General features: G+C 68.1%; 23 protein-coding genes and 1 tRNA gene. 9 read left to right on the forward strand and 15 right to left on the reverse strand.

Annotated elements, in window-relative coordinates; genetic code table 11:
• The first annotated feature begins 2,066 nt into the window (after window positions 1–2,066).
• Both M3666_RS01670 and M3666_RS01675 read left to right on the forward strand, forming a co-directional pair.
• A complete protein-coding gene (locus tag M3666_RS01670) occupies window positions 2,067–2,720 on the forward strand; it encodes a nuclease-related domain-containing protein (RefSeq protein ID WP_251154301.1) in 654 nt (217 codons plus the stop codon).
• A 104-nt stretch (window positions 2,721–2,824) separates the two neighbouring features.
• Complete coding sequence (locus M3666_RS01675) at window positions 2,825–4,024, forward strand: Fic family protein (protein ID WP_251154302.1); 1,200 nt, start codon at window positions 2,825–2,827, stop codon at window positions 4,022–4,024.
• Between the two features lie 179 nt (window positions 4,025–4,203).
• Here M3666_RS01675 and M3666_RS01680 read toward each other — a convergent pair whose 3' ends face one another.
• Genes M3666_RS01680 through M3666_RS01690 form a run of 3 tightly spaced genes read right to left on the reverse strand, consistent with a single transcriptional unit; the run spans window position 4,204 to window position 5,790 of the window.
• The gene (locus M3666_RS01680; protein WP_251154303.1) at window positions 4,204–4,824 is read right to left on the reverse strand and encodes a hypothetical protein; all 621 of its coding nucleotides are present in this window, start codon (window positions 4,822–4,824) and stop codon (window positions 4,204–4,206) included.
• A 26-nt stretch (window positions 4,825–4,850) separates the two neighbouring features.
• The gene (locus M3666_RS01685; protein WP_251154304.1) at window positions 4,851–5,417 is read right to left on the reverse strand and encodes a hypothetical protein; all 567 of its coding nucleotides are present in this window, start codon (window positions 5,415–5,417) and stop codon (window positions 4,851–4,853) included.
• A 22-nt stretch (window positions 5,418–5,439) separates the two neighbouring features.
• A complete protein-coding gene (locus M3666_RS01690; RefSeq protein WP_251154305.1) occupies window positions 5,440–5,790 on the reverse strand; it encodes a hypothetical protein in 351 nt (116 codons plus the stop codon).
• Between the two features lie 874 nt (window positions 5,791–6,664).
• Between M3666_RS01690 and M3666_RS01695 the strand changes: the two genes are divergently transcribed.
• Complete coding sequence (locus M3666_RS01695; RefSeq protein WP_251154306.1) at window positions 6,665–7,369, forward strand: hypothetical protein; 705 nt, start codon at window positions 6,665–6,667, stop codon at window positions 7,367–7,369.
• A gap of 712 nt (window positions 7,370–8,081) precedes the next feature.
• Here M3666_RS01695 and M3666_RS01700 read toward each other — a convergent pair.
• Entirely contained in the window at window positions 8,082–9,950 is a 1,869-nt protein-coding gene (locus M3666_RS01700) for an ATP-binding protein (protein WP_251154307.1), read from the reverse strand.
• A 392-nt stretch (window positions 9,951–10,342) separates the two neighbouring features.
• A tRNA-Ser gene (locus M3666_RS01705) sits at window positions 10,343–10,432 on the reverse strand.
• Between the two features lie 141 nt (window positions 10,433–10,573).
• Between M3666_RS01705 and M3666_RS01710 the strand changes: the two genes are divergently transcribed.
• The gene (locus M3666_RS01710; protein ID WP_209684596.1) at window positions 10,574–11,647 is read left to right on the forward strand and encodes an SGNH/GDSL hydrolase family protein; all 1,074 of its coding nucleotides are present in this window, start codon (window positions 10,574–10,576) and stop codon (window positions 11,645–11,647) included.
• 9 nt (window positions 11,648–11,656) lie between these two features.
• On the forward strand, window positions 11,657–13,018 hold the full coding sequence (radA, locus tag M3666_RS01715) for a DNA repair protein RadA (RefSeq protein WP_251154308.1): 1,362 nt from the start codon (window positions 11,657–11,659) through the stop codon (window positions 13,016–13,018).
• A 232-nt stretch (window positions 13,019–13,250) separates the two neighbouring features.
• Here radA and M3666_RS01720 read toward each other — a convergent pair whose 3' ends face one another.
• On the reverse strand, window positions 13,251–13,634 hold the full coding sequence (locus M3666_RS01720) for an SseB family protein (RefSeq protein ID WP_251154309.1): 384 nt from the start codon (window positions 13,632–13,634) through the stop codon (window positions 13,251–13,253).
• 343 nt (window positions 13,635–13,977) lie between these two features.
• Here M3666_RS01720 and M3666_RS01725 point away from each other — a divergent pair, with 343 nt between their 5' ends.
• Complete coding sequence (locus M3666_RS01725; RefSeq protein WP_022904520.1) at window positions 13,978–14,184, forward strand: cold-shock protein; 207 nt, start codon at window positions 13,978–13,980, stop codon at window positions 14,182–14,184.
• Window positions 14,185–14,517: 333 nt separating this feature from the next.
• On the opposite strand, the gene M3666_RS01730 is transcribed toward M3666_RS01725, so the two are convergent.
• The 3 genes from M3666_RS01730 to M3666_RS01740 form a co-directional block, all read right to left on the reverse strand.
• Window positions 14,518–14,685: a hypothetical protein gene (locus tag M3666_RS01730; protein WP_209684597.1), complete on the reverse strand. Its 168-nt coding sequence runs from the start codon at window positions 14,683–14,685 to the stop codon at window positions 14,518–14,520.
• A 98-nt stretch (window positions 14,686–14,783) separates the two neighbouring features.
• Window positions 14,784–15,482, reverse strand: a complete 699-nt coding sequence (locus tag M3666_RS01735) for a hypothetical protein (protein WP_251154310.1) — start codon at window positions 15,480–15,482, stop codon at window positions 14,784–14,786.
• 136 nt (window positions 15,483–15,618) lie between these two features.
• Window positions 15,619–16,161, reverse strand: coding sequence for an amino-acid N-acetyltransferase (locus M3666_RS01740; protein WP_209684599.1), 543 nt, complete (start codon window positions 16,159–16,161; stop codon window positions 15,619–15,621).
• Between the two features lie 110 nt (window positions 16,162–16,271).
• Between M3666_RS01740 and M3666_RS01745 the strand changes: the two genes are divergently transcribed.
• Both M3666_RS01745 and M3666_RS01750 read left to right on the forward strand, forming a co-directional pair.
• The gene (locus M3666_RS01745; protein ID WP_251154311.1) at window positions 16,272–16,724 is read left to right on the forward strand and encodes an SRPBCC family protein; all 453 of its coding nucleotides are present in this window, start codon (window positions 16,272–16,274) and stop codon (window positions 16,722–16,724) included.
• A gap of 106 nt (window positions 16,725–16,830) precedes the next feature.
• The gene (locus tag M3666_RS01750) at window positions 16,831–17,640 is read left to right on the forward strand and encodes a hypothetical protein (RefSeq protein WP_251154312.1); all 810 of its coding nucleotides are present in this window, start codon (window positions 16,831–16,833) and stop codon (window positions 17,638–17,640) included.
• Between the two features lie 253 nt (window positions 17,641–17,893).
• On the opposite strand, the gene M3666_RS01755 is transcribed toward M3666_RS01750, so the two are convergent.
• Window positions 17,894–20,410, reverse strand: a complete 2,517-nt coding sequence (locus M3666_RS01755) for an ATP-dependent Clp protease ATP-binding subunit (protein WP_066651428.1) — start codon at window positions 20,408–20,410, stop codon at window positions 17,894–17,896.
• A 167-nt stretch (window positions 20,411–20,577) separates the two neighbouring features.
• On the opposite strand from M3666_RS01755, the gene M3666_RS01760 reads away from it, so the two are divergent.
• The gene (locus M3666_RS01760) at window positions 20,578–21,510 is read left to right on the forward strand and encodes an NAD(+)/NADH kinase (RefSeq protein WP_066651419.1); all 933 of its coding nucleotides are present in this window, start codon (window positions 20,578–20,580) and stop codon (window positions 21,508–21,510) included.
• 179 nt (window positions 21,511–21,689) lie between these two features.
• Here the strand turns inward: M3666_RS01760 and M3666_RS01765 are convergent, their stop codons facing one another.
• The 5 genes from M3666_RS01765 to lysS all read right to left on the reverse strand — a co-directional run bounded on the left by M3666_RS01765 (window position 21,690) and on the right by lysS (window position 25,366).
• Window positions 21,690–22,763, reverse strand: a complete 1,074-nt coding sequence (locus M3666_RS01765) for a sigma-70 family RNA polymerase sigma factor (protein WP_251154313.1) — start codon at window positions 22,761–22,763, stop codon at window positions 21,690–21,692.
• A gap of 346 nt (window positions 22,764–23,109) precedes the next feature.
• Window positions 23,110–23,241 carry a hypothetical protein gene (locus M3666_RS16590; RefSeq protein WP_268746767.1) on the reverse strand — a complete coding sequence of 44 codons (132 nt, stop codon included), beginning with the start codon at window positions 23,239–23,241 and terminating at the stop codon, window positions 23,110–23,112.
• Between the two features lie 74 nt (window positions 23,242–23,315).
• On the reverse strand, window positions 23,316–23,459 hold the full coding sequence (locus M3666_RS01770) for a hypothetical protein (protein WP_209684602.1): 144 nt from the start codon (window positions 23,457–23,459) through the stop codon (window positions 23,316–23,318).
• Between the two features lie 54 nt (window positions 23,460–23,513).
• A complete protein-coding gene (locus tag M3666_RS01775; RefSeq protein WP_066651415.1) occupies window positions 23,514–23,717 on the reverse strand; it encodes a hypothetical protein in 204 nt (67 codons plus the stop codon).
• Between the two features lie 113 nt (window positions 23,718–23,830).
• Complete coding sequence (gene lysS / locus M3666_RS01780) at window positions 23,831–25,366, reverse strand: lysine--tRNA ligase (protein WP_251154314.1); 1,536 nt, start codon at window positions 25,364–25,366, stop codon at window positions 23,831–23,833.
• Window positions 25,367–25,477 lie beyond the last annotated feature (111 nt).

Raw genomic sequence — 25,477 nt, forward strand, 5'->3', positions numbered from 1 at the left:
CGGGCGCCCCGAAGGACTGTCGGCTACGCCGACCGACGAACCAGTTCCCGACGAGCGCAGCGAGGAAGGAAACGCAGGTCGGCGTCAGTCCCCCTTATGCCCTTTTCTTTTGACCCGAGGATCCGGAGCTTCAGCGACGGATGGAGGGCACAACTGCTGTTGTGATCAGGGGAAATGAGTGGTCCCAGACCATCTGGTACCAGACCGGAATCCGGAGGACGCGAAGCGCGGGCTGGTACCAGGAGCACCCTTTTGCCCTGGGAAGTCAGGGTTTGGCTGGTACCCCGGTTTGAGGCGGCTTGACGCCGGGGTACCAGACATGGAGCGCAGCGACGTCGGGGGTGGTGGAGCCTGCGGAACCAGACCCGTTTCAACCCTGACGCAGACGCGGGGACGCGGCTGCCTATGGCCCACGGCAGCGCAGGTCGGAGCATCGCGGAGACCTCTCTGGTTGGCGAAGCCGATGCCTCATCGGGGGCCGTGAGGAACGATCGGCCACCGGGATCTCGCGCACCGCGAAGCGGTGATCCGAAGCTCTTCCTTTGCCCCGTCGGGCGCGACTGTGGAGCGTCCGTGGCGCCACGGCACCCCGCACGAGTTCCATCGAAGTTCAGGCTGGTACGGGGCTCAATCGCCGCGCGCTCGAGCTCTTTCGACAGCCGCTCGTGCACGATTCAGCCGCCGAGGCGCGCTACAAACAGGTCGCGGACTGGTCACAACCGACCGCTCCCCGCCCGAAATGACGTAAGTCTGTGACCGATCAGCGGACCGCGAGAGGTTTCAAGCAAGCCAAGCGGGTCATGGCGAGTGCCTCGCTCGCGAAGGGTTGATGCGGGCCGAAAAGAGGGCACCCCGCGGGCACCGCAAGGGCACGCCACGGACGGCACGAGCGGACCGATCCCTCGCGTTGCACTCCGGACCACGTATTGGGCGGTGCGCGCCCGTAGAGGGACCAGTCATGGACCGTCGAGCCAAGACTTTCGAGGTAGCGGTGATCGTCCGCCGACCTCAGTGCTGCATGCAGCAGGGAGGGGTTGAGGAGCCGACGACAGCCCAAGTATCAGAGCAAGTCGGCCTTCCACTCGTCTCAACACAAGGCATTCGCGCGCCCAGGGCGGACGTACCGCGGATTCTGAGGCGAAAGCGCTACAGCCGTTTTGGGGACCGTGCGGGAGTTAAGCCCAGGTCAGCAGGTCAATTCACCTGCAATGGCCGAACGCGCGTACCACTTCGCGTACCGCGCTCGTCCCGGTAGAAAACGCATGCTCATCAGCGGAAACAGCGAAACGTTCCGCTTGTACCGCCAATCTGGCTGAACTCTTATGCATGCGTGCGCGCATGCATGCGCGTGTGGAGCTTCCCTGCGGAACTAGGTACAGGAGGTACATCGGTGCTTTCCTCTCTCCTACTTCCGCGGGAAAGAAGGGAAGTAGCCCTTCCGTCCCTGTACCTCCAATGGAAAACCGAGCGGTCGATCGCCGGTACACCCCTCAGTGCGTGAGCCCGGAAACAGCGCCTGAGCTGCGGTTTTCCTCCGAGCCGATGTACCTCCGATTGTGGCAATCGGAGGTACATCGGCGGCAAACCGAACGAAGAAACAGAACAGGTACACCTTGAGCGCGAGGAGCACCACCGTCATGCGCCCCCGACGGTCGCGAAGCCACTCCAGGACACTGGGCGTCGTCGGTAGACACGAAACGGCGCCGTGATGCGCCACGTCACCCACTTGCGGGCCGTCGCCTGGCCGGCAACGGCGATGGGACCTACGAGCCTGAAGCCCGTTTCCGAGGCACGGGTCGAACACCGGACGACACTCGCAGACGGAATGCTCGGTGCCGCCGGGCACGAGGTCACGGCCCAGGAGACTTGCTCGCTCGCTCGTCAGGTCGCCGCCGGAATGCTCTTCGCAGACGACGCGATTCCCGCCTGGAGGCGCTCGAGCACGACGACGGGCCCGACGTCGAGCGGTAGGAGACGGACGGCCGGACTGCTTCTCCCCTCAGCAGGCTCTCGCGCCTCGCACTGGGGCTCGCCGCGCGCTCTCCTGTTCTGACTGGATGGACACCATGGGGACGAACGACACCACCGGCGCCGGCGCATCCGCCAAGCGCGAGTACGACCGCCGCCGGGCGCGCGACGAGGCGAAGATCCGCGAGACCTGGGGCGAAGGCCGGATCGGCTCGATCGCCGTGGCGCTCTCGGGCGAACGCCAGAGCACCGCAGCGTGGAAGTCCGGTGCCGCCGGCGAGGCGGAGGTCGGACGGGCCCTCGACGCGATCGCCAACGAGCACGTCGTCGTGCTCCACGACCGGCGCATCCCTCGGTCGCGCGCGAACATCGACCACATCGCCATCACCCACGCCGGCGTCTGGGTCATCGACGCGAAGCGCTACCGGAACAAGCGGCCCCGCCTGCAGGTCGAGGGCGGGCTGTTCCGTCCGCGCACCGAGAAGCTCATCGTCGGCGGGGACCGCACGAAGCTCGTCGACAGCGTCCTCCGCCAGGTGGCGCTCGTCCAGGACGTCGTCGCTCCAGCCTCCGTGCACGGCGCGCTCTGCTTCGTCGACGCCGACTGGCCGCTCTTCGGCGGCTCGTTCACCGTGCGCGGTGTCGACGTGTGCTGGCCGAAGCGGCTCGCCAAGCGCCTCTCCGCACTCGAAGGAACGGTCGACGTCACCGCGGTCGCCGAGGCGATCGCAGCGCACTTCCCGCCCGCCTGAGCCGCGCGGTCCGCAGGAGCGCCGTGGCAGCAACCTCGTCGATATTGTCACTTTTTCCAAATAACTGACATTATCGACCTGGCTATCGCCAGAAAGGAGCCGCGATGACGAACTGGCCAGCACACGCCCAGCGCGTGCTCCCTTGGACGAGCACGAGCCGCCGCGGCACCCGCGAGGACCGGACGCTCTCCGAGGTCACTGTCTCGATCCCACCGCGGATCGCCGACCTCGACGTACCCGTCATCGCCGAGCGTGACCTCGCCCGCGCCCGGTACGAGGCCGCCGACCTCGAGCGCGTCGCCGACGGCGTGCTGAGCCCGCTGGCCGGCTTCCTCATCCGCATGGAGTCCGTCGCGTCGAGCCGCATCGAGCACGTCGAGGCGACGCCGGTCGCGTTCGCACGCGCCATCGGCGGGTTGAAGGAGAACGCCTCGGCGATGTCGATGGTCGCAGCCGGCACCGCGATCACGAAGCTCATCGCCGCGTCGAGCACGACGATCACGCTCGACGAGATCCTCGCCGCGCACCAGGCGCTCATGGAGGCCGACCCGGACCTGTCCGAGCGGCCCTACGCCGGCCGCGTCCGCGACGTGCAGAACTGGATCGGCGGCTCGCAGTACTCCCCCCGCGGCGCGCTCTACGTCCCGCCGCCGCCCGAGGAGGTCCCGGCGCTCCTGGACGACCTCATCGCGTTCTCGAACCGCGACGACGTCGAGCCGGTCACCCAGGCCGCGATCGCGCACGCCCAGTTCGAGAGCATCCACCCCTTCACCGACGGCAACGGCCGCATCGGCCGGGCGCTCATCGGGGCCATCCTCCGCCGGAGGGGCGTCACCCCGCACACGGTGCTGCCGGTCGCCAGCGCCCTCGCCGCCGACACGACGCACTACTTCTCGCTGCTGACCGCGTACCGGACGGGCGACGCGGCGCCGATCGTCACAGACCTGGCGCTGTGCGTCGAGACGGCCGCGCGAGAGGCCCGCGGCACGGCGCGCGTCTTCGCGCGCTACGAGGCTGCGTGGCGGGAGCAGGCCGCCCCGCGCGCCGGCAGCGCGGCCGAGCGCATCCTGCCCGTCCTGCTGTCGCTGCCGGTGTTCACCATCGAGCAGCTCGTCGACGCGCTCAGGGACATCCCGGAGCGAAGCGTCTACCGTGGCGTGCAGGCCCTCGAGGAGGCACGCGTCGTCGAAGCCGTCACTGAGCGAGTCCGCGGCCGCGCGTACGCCGCGATGGATGTGCTCGACGAGTTCGAGGACCTCGACACCCGCATCCGCGAGCGGATCACCAGGCTCCGCGGAGCTTGAGACTCGTCACGACGCGCGGGGCACGTTCGCTCGCACGTCGTCGGCCTGCGCCTCGTCGAGTACTCAGAATCCGGTGTGCTCCGGGTAACGCTCCCGCAGGTAGGCCAGCACGGCCCGCCCCGGACGAGACTCGTTCGTGTAGCCGAGCTCGGCTGCCAGCTCTCGCGGTGTGTACGTCGTCACGAGGCCGGCCGCTTCGAGTGGTTCCGCGCGGGGTTCCGAGGCTGGCTGAGCGACTTCGAGTTCGTCCGGCACACCTCACCGACGTCGGAGCCGCATGTCGGGCACGGGTGCGACAAGTCCTCGGTGGCCCTGAGGTCGCGCTCCAGGCCTGCGTAGAAGGCGTCGACCGGAACGCTCGACGAGTCGAGGATCGCCTGTTCGACCAGATCGCGGTGCTCCACGAGGGCGTCGTAGAACCGCTGGGGGTCACCCGCCACGCGAATCACGGCCGGGGCGACCTCCCAGAGAGCCTGTTGCAGGCTCGGGAATGGTCGTGGACCTCCGAAGTCACCATTGCCGACCCGCACACCGTCTCGACGGGCCTCGGCGATGTAGAGCATTTCGAGGTAGTGCAGCTCGAGCGACGACCCCGCCGTCGCGACGATGCGCTTCGTGAGTCCGCCGGCGCCATGCTCTGCGATCACCTGAGTCATGAACGCACCGCTACCGAAGTAGCCATCGACATGTGCCGGATCGAGACGAGTGCTCTGACCGACGTACGCCCACGACTGGTCAGCGGGCTCTGTTCGGAACACATACCCGATCGCGCCCTCCGGCAACTCTGTCTGCTCGCTCATCGTCGTTCCACCCTCCAAGGCCATCGTCATCGTCCCATGACCCGGTCGAGCCATCCGCGGCGTCGCAGAGGCGCGACGCCCGGTGCTGATGAATCCACCGGCTGCGGCGCCGGAACGCCGATCGTGATGGTCAGCTCGCGCTCGGCCGGGTCCGGCATCGGCGTCATCGGCCAGTCCGACGGCTCGTAGTCGTCCGGCACGACGTACCCGCCGCAGTCGACGACCTCGCCGGCGGCGTTCACCGTGACGTGCTGCACGTACAGCGTCCCGTCGTCGAAGTCGTAGGGGCTGGGCCCGTCCGGGACGTAGGCCGTCTTTCCGCGAAGCCCCTTCGACCAGGAGAGCCTGCCGACGGTGCCTTCGTCCGACGTCGCCCACCAGTGGGTGCCTCGCCACTCGACGTGGAGCTCGTCGCCGACGCGGACTGATCCGATGTGCTCGGTGACCGTCGAGTGGTACAGGCTCGACAGCATCGGCGTCCCTCGGCCGGCGTAGACGCTCGAGTAGGGCCCGGTGATCCCGAACCGGCGATCGCCGTTCTTGTGCGCGGAGCCGAGCTGCGGATGCCCGTCCGCTGCTACTGGTGAAGTCATGGCCGGCATCTCTGGGTCGTCGTCATCGCCGGGACTCGCAGACCGCCGTGTCCGGGAACACACCGCAGACGATCTCGACGTCCTGATCGCCGGTGGCGCGAGTCATGCCGAGGAGGCTGGGGTGCTTTGCGAACGCCTTGTTCCAGTCATCGGCGTCCCGGCACATGTCGAGGCTCCGCTCGACGTAGAAGTCCGCGTTGTAGTCCGCGTCCGATGCCTGCCGCTCGGCTTGTTCCATCGCCATCGTGCAGTTCGCGGTCGGTCCGATGGCCGTGCCGACTTTCACCGCGCCGATGATGCCGCCGAGCACGGCGAGCGTCAGCACGGGCAGCAAGATTGCGCTCCCCCACGGCAGCAGCTGCTTCCGCTTCACGACCGGTCGGACTTCCGGCGCAGCCTCGCCGTCCTGGAGCCATCGCTGACCCGTCCAGTACCGGTAGGTGTCCAGGCGCCACGGGTGGAGATGCCACCCGATGCGCCGGTCCGACTGCCGAGGATCTGTCATGGCGCGATTCTCGCAGAGATCGACTGCCTCAGCGGCTGCCCGCATCCGCAGACAGACGCAGCATCAGGTCACTTCAAGGGGTGCGACTCACACCGACGGTAATGGCCCTTAACGCAACTATTCGGCGCACGGCCGACCGGTTCCGCGGCGAATCGCGCTACCGGAACTTTCCCAGCGAGCATCTTCTTCTCGTAAACGAGCAGATTGCATCCGCGGCTCCGACTGTGCGCTATGCGAACCTCGCGGAACTTGTAGGGTCGTTAGTCTCACCGGCCGCCCACCGCGGCAAGCACCTAGCTCGGGCCGACGCCACGACACAACCGAATGCTCTATAGGAGCGGACCGGAGGACAACGATGGTTCCAAATGCACCGCCGACAACCCCGAGCGCGAGCCCGTCTTCTCCTGCCTTCGGTGCAGTACGACGAAGGCCTCGGGGTGCCGCAAAGGGCAATCCAACGGTCTACGGCAGCGTGGCGCCGGCGGCGAAGGAGATCTTGGTTGCAACGGCGACGACACTCAAGGTCTCGCAAGCGCGAGTGATTGAAGACGTGCTTCTCGCTCTCGATCTAGATGAGGACGGCGTGCCCACGGTTCTCAACCGAGCTCGATATGTATAGCGCGCCGAAGGCGCGCGCGCACAGAGCGGACGCCGATGCAAGTCGACCCTGTGCAGCCCGGCCCGCTCGGCAGGATGATCGGGCAGCGGCACCTCAGCGCCGCAAGATCCATGGGCGTCTTCGATGACGACGCGGCTCGATATCGCCAGAGCACGGGCGAGAGTAGCCCTCGCGCGACTAACTGGCGAGGTCCTGCCCGACGACGTCGCGGCAAGGGCAGCGATGGATATCTCGACAGCGCCTCGGCTCACGCGAGCCGGGAATCCCTTCGTCGGCGTAGCGGGGGTGCACGCGAGAGGACGAGACTTCGGGACGCCGCAACCCGCGGTCCCCGATCTGCTGCTCGACCAAGCGGCACTCAGCGACGCGATCCTAATCGAGTCGGGCGTATTTACGGCATCGACGCTCGCAGCGGCGAAGGCGCGCGTCGCACGCGGTGAGCTCCACGAGCACATTCGGCAGAACTGGAAGCGTGCTCTCGACGAATCGCTTATCGAGCCTGCAGTGGCCGCGCGACTTGGGATCAGCCGGGCAAAGCTGCGATGGATGCTCGGCGTTGGCGACCTGTTCGCGTTCGTCGCAAACGCCGAACTTCACTATCCGACCTGGCAGTTCAGCAACGCCCCCGGCCATCCGGTGCTCCCGCAGCTATCGAGACTCGTGGAGGCATTCCCCGAGGGGCTCAATCCGGCAAGCATCCTGGGGTTCATGACAACTCCGCATAGTGATACTCGCGTCAACGGTCGCCCGGTCGCGCCGATCGAGTGGCTCGCAGCCGGGCAGGACGCGCAGCCCCTCGTGGACATCCTCGAGAGCTATCTCCTGTGACATTCGACTCCACTAAGCATTGTTGGAGCTCTGGCATACGTCGAGGCGCATCCGTAGGGTTCTGCGCAGGACGGCGTCTCGATAATGGTGGAGCATGACGTGTCCCACCGGAGAGCATGATTATCATCCGGCGGCTACGGGGTTCGAGCCACCGGCCTGACCCAGCGCCACCAAATGACCCCAGGCGTCAAGCCCCAGCGCCACCAAACGACCCCAGGCGTCAAGCCCCAGCCTGACCCAGCGCCACCAGATGACCCCAGGCTTCAAGCCCCAGCGCCACCAAATGACCCCAGGGTTCAAGCCCCGGCCTGACCAAGCGCCACCACGTGCCCTCGGCCTCGAGCTCGCGATCGCGCAGCGGCGCTGACCACTGTCGGTCGCCCTGACGTTCGCGAAGACCGATGCAGCAACAGGCTCGCACGCCCAGGCGCCACCATTTGACCCCACCTCACAGTGCTGCGTCGACCTCAAACAAGTCTCGCCGGAATGAGGCGCTCACCCGCCGATGTGACGGACTGCCCGCACCTCCTGCGAGGTCTCCAGCCGCAGCCGCATCAGCCCCATCGTCCGCGACGCTCACAACGCGGCGCACTGACGCCGCTCCCTCAGCAGAACAGCCGGACAGACCTCGGCGCGGCCGGCTGTTCTGGTTCGCGCCGATACGGCGCTCTTATGTCAGCAATGGCGGGCAATGCATGCTACATGCGCGTCGTCAGTTAGCCGCCATACTGGACAGTTCCTGCAACCATGACCGAATCTCCTCAGCCGCCCCGATGTCTTCGACGCGATCCGCGGTCATCTTTGCGTACGCCTGATCAGCAAGCTTACTCTTGACAGTGCGGGGATTGAGCGGAGAACGGGTCTCATCAGCCGCAACAGCGCGAGAGATGATCGCTGGTACGTCGTCGCTCTCTTCGAAAGCTACCTCAACACCAAGGACCTCTTTGATAACGTCGGGATGTAGGTAGTTCTCCAACTCGCGCCGATCGGTGAGCCGAGCGGAGGACCCGTCGCTTCGAGCGTTTACCTGGTCAGCGACTTGTTGGTATTTGGCCACGTCGTTGTCGTACAGGTGGAACTCTGGACGCCCAAATCCCTGCAAATACCGCTTGGAGACCCACTGCTGAAGAGTGCCTCCGCCCAGCGGGACGAAAGCAAACCTTTTATCAACGCTCAGGTCAACTAAGGTACTGTCCTCACGGTACAGCGCGCGGCTCAAGCCACTTAGGCCAGCCACGTCGTGCGGCCCCTCAACGCAGACCAAGACACGAACACGGTCGTCGGGCAAGATACCCAGCTCTTCAGCCATCGCATCCCACGAAGTTTCGTTTGCAGCGTCGATTCGAGGACCTGCGCCCGGTGTCTTTGAAACAAATCGAAGGCTATCCGCTGGAAGGTGGCCAGCCAAGCCCGGGCTGTGAGTCGTGAGCAACACTTGGCAGCCGTCAGCACGAGCCATTTCCCGGAACGCTTCGAGCAGCACCTTCTGATTCTTAGGATGCTGCGAAGTTTCAGGCTCTTCAACTGCGTAGATGACGCTTCGCTTGGAGCCTTCCTCCATCTGGCGCTGGGCTTCTGCTCGGAAGAAGCTGACCAGAATGAGCCGCCGAACTCCGCTGCCACGCTTGTTGATGGGAATTCCGTCAGCACCTTCGAGGGTGATGCTGAAGAGGCTCGCCCAACGGGGATCACTCTTGAAATCCGGCACAAGCCCGTCGGCAAGATTGGGGTCCAGCTCCCCGAGCGCAGCATGAGTTCGCGCTGCTAGCTCAGTGGCGCGTTTACGAATAGCGCCAACGACTTGCGCCAGCGCATTCTGCACGTCGGTCTCCGCAAGCGCCGAGGCGATGGCGAGTTTCATCGGGTCTTGTACTTCGTTGTCAGAATCCCGACTGGCCCTGTCTGATTGGAACAACGCGAAGTGCGGCAACATCGGTGCCAGCCGCTCCCAAATACGCTTGGAGTCCTCCTTCGAGACAGGCACCTCCTGTTCGATTGGCGCAAGTGACGATCTCGATCCCCAGAGCGCCTGACGCATAGCAGGATTATTTGACTTATTCACAGCCGCCAGCTGCTCCGCGGTCAGGAACTTCGACAAGCGACCTTTCAGCACGGAATTTGTCAGGAGAAGCAAATCCGAGAGCCCCTCGACAGAAGGGTGGTCACAGATTACGAACACCTCTTCCTTGGGCTTTCCCCCCGAACAGGTCCACCGCTTTTTGATTTTCAACCTCCCATCACCCGTCAATAGGTGCTCCTGTGCGAGGGAAGTCTCTGCCTGGGCATCCAGGACAAGATTCTCGGGCAGGTCACTGAACGTACACGTCACTTCAAATGCATCGGATTTCGTCGATACGTTGAGGTCTCCAACCTCAGGCTTGACAAGATCACTGCCAAAAAATATGGCGAGAGCTTCCAAAACTGTCGATTTACCTACATCATTTCTCCCCACAATGGCGGTGAGGTTGGAGATAGCTACCTCTTGCTCATCCGTATAGCCTCGGAAATTCTTGATCGCTACAGCATCTAAAATCACTTGCTCCCCTTCGGTCCGAGGATGAGCATAATTCAGCTGCGCCATGCGCGTTGGCACCCATGCGGGGTGCACGGGCCACGTCGCGTTGAAGTTGCGTTTGGGTATACCCCAGCGCCACAGTCGCGGCTGGCTGTGCGCCTGTCGTTCTAGGGTTCCCCTCGGGCCTCTGCCACACATCTGTGCGCTGATCTAGAGCTTCAGCGCCGCAACGCGGTGGCGAGGCCCAGTGGAGACCGACGTGAAGGCTTGCTCCGCTGCGCACACTCGAGGAACAGGCAAGTGGGCCTGGCACACCGGGTCCGACGCGCCGTCACTCACTGCGCTGCCAAGGAGGAGGCAGGCACGGCGCGGAGTCGTGCACTCAGGAGAGTGCACCAGAGATGCACCAAGGACGCTCCTCAAAAGGAGAAAACCCCCGCGTGAACGGGGGCTTTCTGTGGCGGTACCGGTGGGATTTGAACCCACGGTGGAGTTGCCCCCACACATGTTTTCGAGACATGATCCTTCGGCCGCTCGGACACGGTACCGGGAAAGAGTTTACACGACTCCGACGGTGCTCACGACCACCACGGGGCCGCTCCCCTGCACCACCGGCCCCGTCCCACCGTCCGTCCACCGGTGTGCTCCGCCAGAGCCCGGGGTGAGCGAGGCCGCGTACGGTCTCCGGCATGAAGACCCGCACCCTCGTCGCCCTGCTCACCTCCGTCATCGGCGGGCTCGCCGTCGTGGGTGGTGGCGCGTTCGGTGCCCGCGCGGGGATCCGGGGGCAGCGAGCTGCGTCCCAGCGCGTGGTCGACATGCTCCCCGTACATGCGGACTGGTGGCGGGAGCGCCTGCAGCACGAGGGGCAGCTGACGTACCTCGCGATCGGCGACTCCGCTGCGCAGGGCGTCGGCGCCACCGCTCCGGGGCGCGGGTACGTCGGCCTCCTGGCCCGCCGCATCCGGCACCGGTCGCGCATGTCGGTGCGGGTGGTGAACCTCAGCGTCTCGGGCGCGACGACGTGGGGTGCGAAGCAGGACCAGCTCCCGAAACTGCGGCAGTACACCCCGGACATCTGCACGGTGTCGATCGGGGCGAACGACATCGCGGACTTCCACCCGGACAAGTTCGAGCGGAACATCCGCGCGATCTACAGCGCCGTGCCCTCGCACGCGGTCGTCGCCGAGCTCCCGTGCATGTTCGTGCCCGACCGCGAGCGCAAGGTCGCCGTGGCGAACGAGATCGTGCACCGTGTCGCCACCGAACTCGGGTTGACCGTGGCGCCGCTCCACGTCATCACGAAGCGCGTCGGGCTCCGTCGGACCTTCTTCAACAGCTACGGCGACCTGTTCCACCCGAACGACCGCGGGTACGAGATCTGGGCGAGCGCCTTCGAACCCGCGGTCGATGCCCGCGTGGACACCGTCGCCGCGATCCGGCACTACCTGTCCGCACGCGAGGCCGAGGACCTCGGGCGCGAGGCCGGCGCCGTCGCGACCGCCCGCGCCGAGCAGGACGTGGAGCACGCGGCGGACCTCGGGCACGGCGACCGCCCGGGACCCGTGGAGCGGCTGCGACAGCGGATGACGGGCGGTGTCCCCCTGCCGGAGCAGGCGCGCGAGAGCGAGCAGACGACCGAGCACGACGGGGACGTCGAGCACGTCGGCGAGGACGAGCAAGGAAAGGACGACGAGCACGGCACGGACGACGGGCACGGCCGGCACGCTCCGCGGCACCGCGGTGTCGGCGGGGCGCTCTAGCCTCGAGCCATGGCGCGCACCCAGTCCCTCTACCGCTGCACCGAGTGCGGGTGGACCAGCATCAAGTGGGTCGGCCGGTGCGGTGAGTGCCAGGCGTGGGGCACGGTCGAGGACACGACGGCGGCCGCGGCGAGCTCGCGCGGTACCGCTGCCGTCTCGGTCGCTGGAGCGCGCGTGGCCCGACCGATCACCGAGGCCCGAGGGACCGGGGTCCAGCGGTGGACGTCCGGCATCGGTGAGTTCGACCGCGTCCTCGGTGGCGGCATCGTCCCCGGGGCGGCCGTGCTGCTCTCCGGCGAGCCGGGTGTGGGCAAGTCGACGCTCCTGCTCGAGGTCGCCTCCCGTGCGGCAGCAACCGGCAAGCGGGTCCTCTACGTCAGCGCCGAGGAGTCGGTGGACCAGGTCCGACTCCGCGCCGAGCGCACGAACGCCATGCACGACCAGCTCTACCTGGCGAGCGAGGTCGACCTCGGCGTCATCCTCGGGCAGATCGACCAGGTGCAGCCCGACCTGGTGATCGCCGACTCCGTGCAGACGATCTCGTCGAGCACGGTGGACGGCATCGCCGGCGGCACCTCCCAGGTGCGCGAGGTCGCCTCGACCCTGATCCGGGTGGCGAAGGAGCGGTCACTGCCGGTCCTCATCGTCGGCCACGTCACGAAGGACGGCACGATCGCGGGTCCGCGACTGCTCGAGCACCTGGTCGACGTCGTCTGCCACTTCGAGGGCGACCGGCAGACCGCGCTCCGGTTCGTCCGGGCGCTCAAGAACCGCTTCGGCCCGACGGACGAGGTCGGCTGCTTCGACATGGCCGGCGACGGCATCCACGAGGTCCCTGACCCGAGTGGGCTCTTCATGTCGCGGAACGGCACCCCGGTGTCGGGCACGTGCGTGACCGTGGCACTCGAAGGACGCCGTGCGCTCCCGGTCGAGGTGCAGGCGCTCGTCGTGCCGAGCTCGGCTCCGCAGCCGCGCCGGGTCGTGAACGGCGTCGACGCGTCACGCGTGGCGATGCTGCTCGCCGTGCTCGAACGACGCGCCGGCCTCAAGCTGTCCGATGCGGACGTCTACGTCTCGACGGTCGGCGGGATGAAGCTCACCGAGCCTGGCGCCGACCTGGCGATCGCGCTGGCCCTGGCGAGCGCTGCGCGGGACCGTCCGTACCCGCACACACTGGCGGCGGTGGGCGAGATCAGTCTGGCCGGCGAGATCCGTCCGGCGACGGGCGCGAAGCAGCGGGCAAATGAGGCCTCGCGGCTCGGGTTCACGACCGTGCTCGGCGCGGACGCCGAGCACCTGCGCGAGGCGCTGCGCGTCGCGTTCTCGCTGACGCAGTCGGTCCGTGAACGCGAGCTCGACCGCGCATTCTGACCGGAACCGGCACCGACGGCCCTGACCGGACCAGACGACATCTGACCGGACCAGGCCGGACCGGACGAGGTCTGACCGGACGGGACCAGGCCGCACCAACGAGTTCCGACCAAACCGGACCGGACCAGGTCTGGCCGAACCGGACCAGGCCGGACCGGACCGATCGCCCGTGGCGAGCCGCAGGACGAGCGCGCCGCGCCTCCAGAGCGAACCGACGCCGCCCAGGCCCCGACTACGCGCGGAGCGCCGCCAGCAGGTCCGACGGTGCCGCCTGCATCGTGTGTGGCCCGGCGATGTCGAAGAACACGCCCTCGAGCGAGTCGAGGTGCGCCGCCAGGAACTCGTCGAGCCGCGGCCCGTCGTAGACCATGACCTGGCGGACCTTCTCGTCCGGCACCATCGCGGTGTACGCATCGGCGGACGAGAAGAGCAGCAGGATGCGCTTGTCCGAGCCCTCGCGGCCGAAGACGCGGACCTGCATGTCCTTCTTGCCGGTGACGAGCCGGGGGACGATCACGATGTCGTTCCGCAGGGCGAACGCGACCGCGGCGACGTCCTGCTTCGCGAGGGCCTCCTCGAGCTGCTCGCTCCGGAAGCGCTGTTCCTTGTCTGCCATCACCCCTAGTCCACCAGATCTGCACGCCGACGGCGAACAGGAACGGCTGCGAGGCAGAGATCCTGCACAGAAGTGGGCGCTGCCTCTTCCATTGCGGCCACAGCACGGTAGGTTGGTCTCAACCGCTTCGGCGGGAGTCCATCGTTCTTCCGGTGCTCTGCACCTTCGAGCGCCATCGGTCACTGATCTTCCCAGGTCGCCTGGCCCCGAACCCGTCCCACCGGCCCATGCCCGCGGGACGCACTGATCTGACGACAACCGTCGGTGGATCGGCGGCAGCAAGAGCCGTCTCGCAAGACAGGCAACGAACGTGGCCTGGCAAGAAAGTTAAGGAAACGCCATCATGGCAACTGGCACCGTCAAGTGGTTCAACAACGAAAAGGGCTTCGGCTTCATCGCTCCGGACGACGGCAGCGCCGACGTCTTCGCGCACTTCTCCGCGATCGCTGGCAACGGCTACAAGTCGCTCGAGGAGAACCAGAAGGTCGAATTCGAGATCACCGAGGGCCGCAAGGGCCCGCAGGCCGAGAACATCTCGGTCATCGGCTGACCTCAGCTGCTCGGAACGGGCTCGTCGTCTTCGGACGGCGGGCCCGTTCGCATGTCCAGGCGGCATCGCCTCCGGGCAGGGCCACCTCCGAGCAGCCTCGCCGCCAGGAAGCATCGTCTCCGGGCAGCGCCGCTTCCGGACAAATCGCTAGACGCCCTAGCAATGTGACGTAGCGTGGTGGCATGACTTCCACGCACCACGGACCGGAAGACAGCGCGCAGCCGTTCGACATGCAGACGTTCCTCGACGACTTCATGACCGGACTCGAACCGGGTTCAGTCGAGGAGCAGCTCTAGGAGGAGGTGCGGGAGCAGCCCCTCGGCAGCAGCGCCGCTACTCGCTCCGGACGCCGTCCGACCAGATCGTGTCGTCCGCGGGCTCGAACAGACCGCGCTTCGCGCGCTTCCGGAGCCCCTTGAGCGTCGCGATCTTCACCGGCTCGACGCCGTGATCGCGCTCGTAGGCCGAGGCTGACTCCCGAACGATTCCCTGATCCGACACTCTGTCAGCATGACGCAGCGTGGACAGCTCCCAGTACCGAGTGCGTCACTCGGATGACGTGCCGGGCGCGCCGCAGGGTGGATCGTCCCAGGGCCGCGTCAGTTCAGCACGAACTGCGCCGACTCCTTCGACTCCAGGTCCCCCACCGACACCTGCAGGTGGTAGCTCGCCCCGCCACCGGGCACCGACGGCCGAGCACCGTCGCACGTGGTCGTCGACGAGCGTGTGCGGTCCCATGCGATCGCCGGTGTGGTGAGCTCCTGCCCCGCCTTGATCGTGACGTCCTGGTTCGTCCCGCCCGTTTGGCAGTCCTTCGACGACCAGTACTGCTCCTGCCCGGAGCTGATCGTCAGGACCTGCTGCGCCGAGCCGAGGTCCAGGTGGCACGAGTCGGAGCCGGTGTTCGTGATCGACATCGCGATCTGCGGGTCCTCGGTCGGCCCGTAGGTGCCCTTGTCGACGACCGGCGTGAGCTCGATCTGGTCCTCGGAGCACGTCGTGGCGTCGCCGGAGGCCGAAGCGGGTGCCGTGGCGGACGCCGACGGGGCGGGTGATGCCCCGGCGCCGGCCGGAGCGGACGCCGCCCCGGACGCGGCCACGGAGCCGTCGGACGCGGCTCCACCACCAGCCGACGGCGAGGCCCCCGGCGCCGACGCGGACGAGGCCCCGCTCCCCCGCCCGACCACGATCAGCACGACCACCACGACGACGAGCAGCAGCACGCCGGCGACGAGCGCGCGACGACGCCAGTAGACACCGGACGACTCGGGTCCGACAGGGTGACGGAACGACGACATGCGCACAGGGTAGGGCGAACGGGCGGCTCCGCAGCGACGCGACGCCGAAGCGCAGCCGAACGCGTCAGCAATCCACAGGCAGCGGATCGCCGGTCAGTGGCCCCCCGACCGAAGGATCCCGGTCAGAGGATCCCGGTCAGAGGATCTTCAACATGCGGGTGTTGCCGAGCGTGTTCGGCTTCACCCGGGCGAGGTCGAGGAACTCCGCGACCCCCTCGTCCGACGAGCGCACGAGCTCGGCGTACACGTCCGGCGACACGACCTGCTCGCCGATCTCCAGGTACCCGTGCTTCGCGAAGAACTCGACCTCGAAGGTCAGGCAGAAGATGCGGGCGACGCCGAGCTCCCGGGCGTCGTGCTCGAGCGCCTCGAGCATCCGGTGGCCGACCCGCTTGTGGATCCAGTCGGCGTCGAGCGCGAGCGTGCGGACCTCGGCGATGTCGTCCCAGAACACGGCGAGGGCACCGCAGCCGATCGGCGTGCCGTCCGGCCCCTCGGCGATCCGGAACTGCTGGATCGAGCCGTAGAGCGCGACGTTCTCCTTGCCGAGCAGGATGCGCCGGTCGACGTACGGAGCGATGAGCCGCTGGATGTGCGGCACGTCCGAGGCCAGGGCCGGGCGCACCCGGATGCCGTGCTCGTCCCGTTCGTCGAACGCGTGCTTCCCGTTGCCACTCATCCCGTCGAGCATACGGCGCAGCAGGGGGACACTGCCCTGGGGACCCTCCAGCCGGACCGGCATAGCGTCGGTCACGAACCCGAAGAGCACGACGAAACGAAGGAGCGACCATGCCCCAGATCATCGAGACCGTCGACGTCAACGTCCCCGTCCGCCAGGCCTACGACCAGTGGACCCGGTTCGAGGAGTTCCCCCACTTCCTCGACGAGGTCGAGAAGATCGTCCAGGTCGACGACAAGACCACCGACTGGACCGTCAAGGTCGCCGGTCAGGAGCGCGAGTTCCGCGCCGTCATCACCGAGCAGCACCCGGACGAGCGCGTCGCGTGGACCGTCAAGGACGGAGACGTCGAGCACGCCGGCGTGGTCACGTTCCACAAGCTGTCGGACAACGAGACCCGCGTGACCGCGCAGATCGACTGGGAGCCGTCGGGCTTCCTCGAGAAGCTCGGCTCCGCCGTCGGTGTCGGCGGCCACGCGGTCAAGAAGGACCTGCAGAACTACAAGGAGCGCGTCGAGAACGCCCCGACCGAGCCGGGCTGGCGCGGCGACGTGCAGGCCTAGGACCCGCAGCACGACGGACGGGAGGCGCGGTGCCGGCTGGCACCGCGCCTCCCGTTCCGCTGTGGAGGGGACCGCACGCACACGTCGCCCTGGCAGGGTGGACACCATGCAGCTCGTCCGCACCGCCGTCACCGGCACCGTGATCGCCACCGCCGGCAGCGTCGCCCTCGGGGCCGCCGCCGCACGCCGGCTCCTCCGCCCCGCACCGTTCGTGCCCCCGGAGTCCGAGCTGGTGTACGCCGACGAGCGGTCCGTCCCGGGAACCGAACCGGACCGCGTCGTCGGGCGCACCCACGTCGTCCACGTGCACGGGCAGTCGCTCGGCCCGCAGCAGGTCCTGCGTGGCCTGCGCGTCTGGCGGGAGCTCGGCGCCTCGAACCAGGTGGTCGACACGTCCGACCTGCCGCTGCGCTCCCTCGATCCCGCCGCGGTCGACCGCGTCGCCGCAGCCGCGCACGCCGCGCGTGCCCGCGGAGCCGAACGGGTGGTGCTGCAGGGTTGGTCCGCCGGCGCCCTCGCCGCCTCCGCCGCGGCGGCACGCACGCCGGTCGACGGCATCGTCGGGGTCGCACCGCTCCTCGACGTCCGGTCGGCCCTGCGCGGCGCCGTGACGACCGCGCGCTTCCCGGCGGCCGTCGGTGTGGTCGCGGGACGGATCGCGACCACACCGGGCCTCAGCCGACTCGCCGGGGTGCCCTACCCCCTCACGGTCACCCGCTGGCAGGACGACCGCACGCCGACCCTCCTGCTGCACTCGACGGCCGATGCCCTGGTGGCAGCGGCCGACGTCGAGACGCACCGCGCCCGCGGCGCCCGGGTCGAGACCTTCGCGCACGCCCGGCACACGCTCGAGTGGAACGAGGACCCGGAGCGGTGGGAGCGCGCCGTCAGGGAGTTCGCCGCGACGCTCGGCTGACGGACACTCACCGGAACGAGAAGTGGCCCCGGTCGGGGGGAGACCGGGGCCACTGACGTCCGACCTGTTGGGGGAACCAGCCGGACGTCGGTCGCGAGGTGTTGGGGGGAACCCTCGCACGAACAACGGTACCCCCCGCCCGGGGGTCGCGTCCGCAGCGCACGCCGGAACCCGCACACGAATCCGCGACCACGAACGGACGGAAGGCGCGGTGCCAGCCGGCACCGCGCCTCCCGTCCGAGTGGAACCGGTCCTAGGACTCGATCTCGCCCTGCGGGGTTTCCGCGGACTCGACCGCGGGAGCCCCGGCGAGGACCTCCTCGCGACCCGGCTGACGCCCGGTCTCGAAGTCGAACTTCCCGTCCACGAAGTCGACCTTCACGTGGTCGCCCGCGTTGAGCTCACCCTGCAGGATGTGCTCGGACAGCTGGTCCTCGACCTCGTGCTGCATCGCGCGACGCAGCGGACGAGCACCGAGTGCCGGGTCGAAGCCGACCTTGATGAGCTGCTCCTTGGCGGCGAGCGTCAGCTCCACCGTCATGTCGCGGTCCAGCAGGCGGTCCGCCAGGCGCTTCACGAAGAGGTCCACGATCTGCAGCAGCTCGGACTGCGAGAGCTGCGGGAACACGATCGTGTCGTCGACACGGTTCAGGAACTCGGGCTTGAAGTGCTTCTTGAGCTCCTCGTTCACCTTCGAGCGCATGCGGTCGTAGCCGACGGCCGAGTCACCCTCGACCTGGAAGCCCACCGGGCCACCCGCGATGCCCTGCGAACCGAGGTTCGTGGTCATGATGATGACGGTGTTCTTGAAGTCGACCACGCGGCCCTGACCATCGGTCAGACGACCCTCTTCGAGGACCTGCAGCAGCGAGTTGAAGATGTCCGGGTGGGCCTTCTCGATCTCGTCGAACAGGACCACGGAGAACGGCTTGCGGCGCACCTTCTCGGTGAGCTGGCCGCCCTCCTCGAAGCCGACGAACCCGGGAGGGGCACCGAACAGTCGCGAGACCGTGTGCTTCTCACCGAACTCCGACATGTCGAGGGAGATCAGCGCGCCCTCGTCGTCGAACAGGAACTCGGCGAGTGCCTTGGCGAGCTCGGTCTTCCCGACGCCCGTGGGGCCGGCGAAGATGAACGAGCCCGAGGGGCGGTTCGGGTCCTTCAGACCGGCACGGGTGCGGCGGATCGTCTTCGAGAGGGCCGAGATGGCTTCCTCTTGACCGATGACGCGCTCGTGCAGGGCCTTCTCCATGAAGACGAGACGCGAGGTCTCCTCCTCCGTGAGCTTGAACACCGGGATGCCCGTGGCCTGCGCCAGGACCTCGGCGATGATGCCCTCGTCGACGGTGCCGGACGCGGCGACGTCACCCGCACGCCACTGCTTCTCGAGGCGGAGCCGCTCGCCGAGGAGCTTCTTCTCCTCGTCGCGCAGGCTCGCGGCCTTCTCGAAGTCCTGCTCCTCGATCGCGGCTTCCTTCTGCCCGCGGACCGTCGAGATCTTCTCGTCGAACTCGCGGAGCTCCGGCGGCGCCGACAGGATCGACAGGCGGAGGCGTGCGCCGGCCTCGTCGATCAGGTCGATGGCCTTGTCCGGCAGGAAGCGGTCCTGCACGTAGCGGTCCGCCAGGTTCGCCGCGGCGACGATCGCGCCGTCGGTGATGGACACCTTGTGGAACGCCTCGTACTTGTCGCGGAGGCCCTTGAGGATGTTGATCGCGTGCGGCAGCGACGGCTCGTTGACCTGCACCGGCTGGAAGCGACGCTCGAGTGCGGCGTCCTTCTCGAAGTGCTTGCGGTACTCGTCGAGCGTGGTCGCACCGACCGTCTGCAGCTCACCGCGGGCGAGGAGCGGCTTGAGGATCGACGCGGCGTCGATCGCGCCCTCGGCAGCACCGGCACCGACGAGCGTGTGGATCTCGTCGATGAAGACGATGATGTCGCCGCGGGTGCGGATCTCCTTCGTGACCTTCTTGAGGCGCTCCTCGAAGTCGCCGCGGTAGCGGGACCCGGCGATGAGCGACCCGAGGTCGAGCGAGTAGAGCTGCTTGTCCTTCAGCGTCTCCGGGACGTCACCCTTGACGATCGCCTGGGCGAGGCCCTCGACGACCGCGGTCTTGCCGACGCCCGGCTCACCGATCAGGACGGGGTTGTTCTTGGAGCGGCGGGAGAGGATCTGCATGACCCGCTCCATCTCCTTCTCGCGCCCGATGACCGGGTCGAGCTTGCCGTCGCGCGCCGCCTGGGTGAGGTTCCGACCGAACTGGTCGAGGACCTGCGAACCCTGCTGGGCGTTCTGCTGCTGCTCGCCGCCGACGGCGACCGCTTCCTTGCCCTGGTACCCGGACAGGAGCTGGATGACCTGCTGACGGACGCGATTCAGGTCCGCACCGAGCTTGACGAGGACCTGGGCGGCGACGCCCTCGCCCTCGCGGATGAGGCCGAGCAGGATGTGCTCGGTCCCGATGTAGTTGTGGCCGAGCTGCAGCGCCTCGCGCAGGGACAGCTCGAGCACCTTCTTGGCGCGCGGCGTGAACGGGATGTGCCCGGTCGGCTGCTGCTGGCCCTGCCCGATGATGTCCTGGACCTGCTCGCGGACGGCATCGAGCGAGATGCCGAGCGACTCCAGCGCCTTGGCGGCGACGCCCTCGCCCTCGTGGATGAGGCCGAGGAGGATGTGCTCGGTGCCGATGTAGTTGTGGTTGAGCATCTTCGCTTCTTCTTGAGCGAGGACGACAACACGACGGGCTCGGTCGGTGAATCTCTCGAACATGTGCTCTCCCTTGCCGGGCTCGTGGGAGCTCGGTGACGTACATCGAGACTAACCAGCGGACCCCCGCAGGGCTGCCCCTGTTCGCCGTGGGCGTGACCTCTCTTCGCCCGGTGGCCCGCGACCTCCGCACCTGCCGTCGACCAGGCCCGGACGGTTACGATCTGGGCATGGAGCAGCCCGTCGTCGGACTCGTCGTCCACCCCACCAAGAACGTGCAGGAGTCGATCGCGACCCTGCAGGGGTGGAACGCCTCCGGACTGGGCCGGCTCGTCGCCCGGCGGGCGGACGCCCAGCGCATCGGCGGCGACGTCGAGGTGATCGGCGACGACGACTTCACCGACCAGGTCGACCTCGTCGTCGCGCTCGGTGGGGACGGCACGATGCTCGGTGCGATGCGGCTCGTGGCGAAGCGTCCGGTGCCCGTGCTCGGTGTGAACTACGGCAACGTCGGCTTCCTGGTCGAGATCGAACCGCCCGAGCTCGAGGCCGCCCTCGACCGGTTGTCCGCCGGCGAGTACCAGCTCGAACCGCACCACGCACTCGAGGCCCGGCTGTCGTGGGGTGGCGCGCGGACGGACTACCTGGCGTTCAACGACCTGACGATCGTGCGACGGCCGGGAGCCGGGCAGGTGTCGGCCGACCTCAGCGTGAACGGGCTCGGCTACGGGTACTACCGTGCGGACGCCATCGTCGCCGCGACCCCCGCGGGGTCCACCGCGTACAACTACGCGGCCGGCGGCCCCGTGCTCTCCCCGGCGCTCTCCGGCTCCGTGGTGACGCCGGTCGCCCCGATGGCGGGCATCGACCGCGCCGTGGTCCTGGCGGCACGGGAGCGCTACCGCTTCGACATCGCCGAGGGGACCCGGAGCGCGGCCCTCGAGGTCGACGGCCTCGTCGTGGGCGAGGTCGCCACCGGCGCGCAGATCGACATCCGACTGCGGAAGGACGCCGGCAGCGTGGTGCGCCTGGACGCCGAGCGGCACGGACGTACCGGCCGGGTGAAGCTCAGCCTGCTCGACCTGCCGGTCCGCCCGGACCAGCTCATCGAGCTCATCCCGCAGGACCTGCGCCAGAAGCTCGGCCGCGAGATCGAGGACTAGCGGCCCAGGCAACGACAGGGCGGGACCGCGAGGCCCTGGACAGCGGTACCCCGGACAGCGAAGTGGCCCGCCCAGGCAGTGCCTGGACGGGCCGTCCCATCACCCCACCGGCCCGCCTTCCCACAGGACGACCCGGTTCCCCGTGCCGACGCTCACGCGCCGGCCGAAGCCTGCTGACCTCAGTCGGTCAGGTACAGCTGCATGTCCTGGCTCACGGCCTTCGCGAACAGGCGCAGCTTTGCACGCGACTCGACGCGGCTGACCGCCTGGCGCGTGGTGTGCACGATCTTCGAGATCTCGTCGAGCGTCATCGGCTTGTCGTCGTCCAGGCCGTAGCGCATGCGGATGACGTTGGCCTCGTCGGTCGGCAGCTCGGAGACGATCGACCGGATGTCGCGGTGCAGGAGCGTCGTCTCGGTCAGCTCGTTCGGGCTCGCGGCGTCCTCGTCCTCGATGAAGTCGCCGAGCTCGCTGTCGTCGGAGTCACCGACGACGGTGTGGATCGACACCGGCTCGTGCGAGCGGCCCTTGAGGTCGAGGAGTTCCTCGGTGCTCATGCTGAGCTCGGCGGCGACCTCGTCGGGCATCGGCGCACGGCCGAGGTCGACGGTCAGGTCACGCTCGGTGCGCGAGATCTTGTTGATGAGCTCGACGGTGTGCACCGGGATGCGGATGGTGCGCGCCTTGTCGGCGAGACCACGCGAGATCGCCTGGCGGATCCACCAGGTGGCGTAGGTCGAGAACTTGTAGCCCTGCGTGAAGTCGAACTTCTCGACCGCGCGGACCAGACCGAGGTTGCCCTCCTGGATGACGTCCATGAACGGCAGACCGCGCTGCGAGTACCGCTTCGCGATGCTCACGACGAGTCGGAGGTTCGAGGTGATCATGCGCTCCTTGGCGCGCTCACCGTCGCGGACGAGCCAGCGCAGCTCGCGCTGCAGCGTCTTGTCGATGCCGGCCTCGGTGGCGAGCTTCTCCTCGGCGAACAGACCGACCTCGATGCGGCGGGCGATGTCCGCCTCTTCCTCGGCGGTCAGGAGCGAGAGGCGCCCGATGTGGCGCAGGTAGTCGCCGACCTGGTCGACCGAGGCGCCGCGGACACCCGCGAGCTGCTCGTCGGCCTCGACCTCGACGGCGTCGAGCGTGGTGGTCTCCACCGCGGTGACGACGGTCTTCGCGGCTGCTGCCTTCTTGCTGCGGCGCGCGGTGGTGCCAGTGGTCGTCGTCTTCGGTGCTGCGGTCGCGATCGTCATGGTGACTCTCCCTGCGGTTCGACGGTGATGGCCTCGGTGGGGGGTGTTGACGAGTAAAGCGGTCCCGAGGTGTACCCCACAAACCGATCGGATCGATTCCCAGGGAACGTCGTGCTTCACCCGCAGAACTGTCCCCCGCGGGGTACAGGCCTGGTGTCAGCATGGCCCCGCCGGATGCCCGTGCACAAGGGGATGCCGCCGTGTTTCCGGTGTTGCAGGGATGTTTCATCGACGATCGCAAGCGTGTACCCCGGACCGCTGCGCCGAGCGGACACGGAAAAGGGGTACGGCGTTCCGGATCATCGTGATCCGGCTGCCGTACCCCGAAGAGCGCAGGGGCTCGGTGTCACCAGGAGGGTTCGAGCCACCCGTCCCGTCGCTCGGCGACCTCGAGGTCGGCGTCGAGGTCGAACTCGTCGTACTCGCTCTCGATGTCGCCGACGAGGCTGCGGCCGGTGAAGACGTGCGTGATGGACATGCGGACGATGCTCACCCGCGCGGACGACCGCCCGGCGACGACCGGGTGAACGGTCGGTGACCGACGCCGGGCGCTCAGACGTCGATGTCGTCGTCGTCATCGTCCTGCCAGACCGCGTCACGTGCGGCGTCGGGCAGGACGGAGTGCCCGAAGGCGTCCTCGGGGTCGAGGTCAGCCGGGTCCGAGGGGGTCGACGACGGCGAGGGACGTGCGGTCACCCCGTCACTGCAGCACCCGTCGGTGAACGGGTGGTGACGGACTGCCGGGGAGGGCTACTCCGCCGAGCTCGGCGCGGGGGCCGGGCGGCCGTGCTCGCGCTCGAAGCGCGCTCGCTCCTCGGCCTCGACCTTGGCGTACGCAGACCGCTCGGTGCGGTCGGCCCGCATGATCGCGCGCATCACGAACCAGAAGATCAGGCCGACGACGACGGTCGGCGTCACGGCGAAGATGATCCCGGTCACGACTCCATCTGGCACCGGAGCATCGTACCTCGCCCCGGTGACCGCCACCTGCCCGCGACGGGGCCCGCACGGACGGGAGGCGCGGTGCCAGCCGGCACCGCGCCTCCCGTCCGTCTCCGGTCGCGTCCCTACTTCACCAGCGGGAACAGGATCGTCTCGCGGATGCCGAGGCCGGTGATCGCCATGAGCAGGCGGTCGATCCCCATGCCCATGCCACCCGACGGCGGCATGGCGTGCTCGAGTGCGCGCAGGAAGTCCTCGTCGACGCGCATCGCCTCGGGGTCACCACCGGCGGCGAGCTTCGCCTGCTCGACGAAGCGCTCGCGCTGCACGACGGGGTCGACGAGCTCGGAGTACGCCGTCGCGAGCTCGAAGCCGCGGACGTAGAGGTCCCACTTCTCGACCACGCCGGGGCGGGTGCGGTGCTCGCGGGTGAGCGGCGAGGTGTCGACCGGGAAGTTCATCACGAAGGTCGGCGCGTGCAGGTCGTCCCCGTGGAAGTGCTCCCACAGCTCCTCGACGTACTTGCCGTGCGTGGCGTGCGCGACCTCGACGCCCTCGGCCTCGGCGAGCGCCACCAGCTCGGACAGCGGGGTCTCCGGGGTGATCTCCCGCCCGGCGGCCTCGGACAGCGAGCCGTACATGTCCATGCGGGCCCACTCGCCGCCGAGGTCGTACTCGGAGCCGTCGGCGAGCGTGACGACGAGGGAGCCGCCGGTGACGGCCTTCGCCGCGTTCTGCACGAGCTCCTGGGTCAGGTCGGCCATCTGCTCGTAGTTGCCGTACGCCTGGTACGCCTCGACCATCGCGAACTCGGGCGAGTGCGACGAGTCGGCGCCCTCGTTCCGGAAGTTCCGGTTGATCTCGAAGACCCGGTCGATCCCGCCGACGACGGCGCGCTTCAGGAAGAGCTCCGGTGCGATGCGCAGGAACAGCTCGGTGTCGAAGGCGTTCGAGTGCGTGACGAAGGGTCGGGCCGAGGCGCCACCGTGCTGGGTCTGCAGCATCGGGGTCTCGACCTCGAGGTAGTCGTGCCCAGTGAACGTGTGTCGCAGCGAGGACATCACGGCAGCACGGGCGCGGACGGTCTCGCGGGCCTGGTCGCGGACGATCAGGTCGAGGTACCGCTGGCGGACCCGGGTCTCCTCGTTCAGTTCGTTGTGCAGGTTCGGCAGCGGCAGGATCGCCTTCGCCGCGATCGCCCACTCGTCGACCATGATGCTCAGCTCGCCACGACGCGAGGAGATCACACGGCCGTGCACGAAGACGTGGTCGCCGAGGTCGACGAACTCCTTCCAGCGGGCCAGGGCCTCGTCGCCGACCTCGGCCAGCGAGACCATCGCCTGCACGCGGGCGCCGTCACCGGACTGCAGCGTCGCGAAGCAGAGCTTGCCGGTGTTGCGGGAGAACACGATGCGCCCGGCGAGCCCGACGACGTCCTGCGTCTCCTCGCCCGTCTCGAGGTGCGCGTACTGCTCGCGGACGGCGGGGATCGTCGTGGTGATCGGCAGCTCGGCCGGGTACGCCTCGATGCCGGCGTCCAGCAGCTTCGCCCGCTTGTCGAGCCGCACCTGTCGCTGTTCGCTGGTCTCGGCGGCGGCGAGCTCCTCGGCGGAGGGGCCGTCGCCCGAGGGCTCGGTGGCGGATGCGGTCTCGTCGGTCATGCTGTGCGGCTCCGATGGGGTCGTGGGGATGCACCGATGGTACCGGCCGCTCCGCTCCCGCCGGTCCCCGCGCTGACCCGCGGCGTGCAGGGCCCGCCCGGTGTCGGCGGG

The organism is Curtobacterium sp. ODYSSEY 48 V2, assembly GCF_023712625.1.
Classification (GTDB): Bacteria; Actinomycetota; Actinomycetes; order Actinomycetales; family Microbacteriaceae; genus Curtobacterium.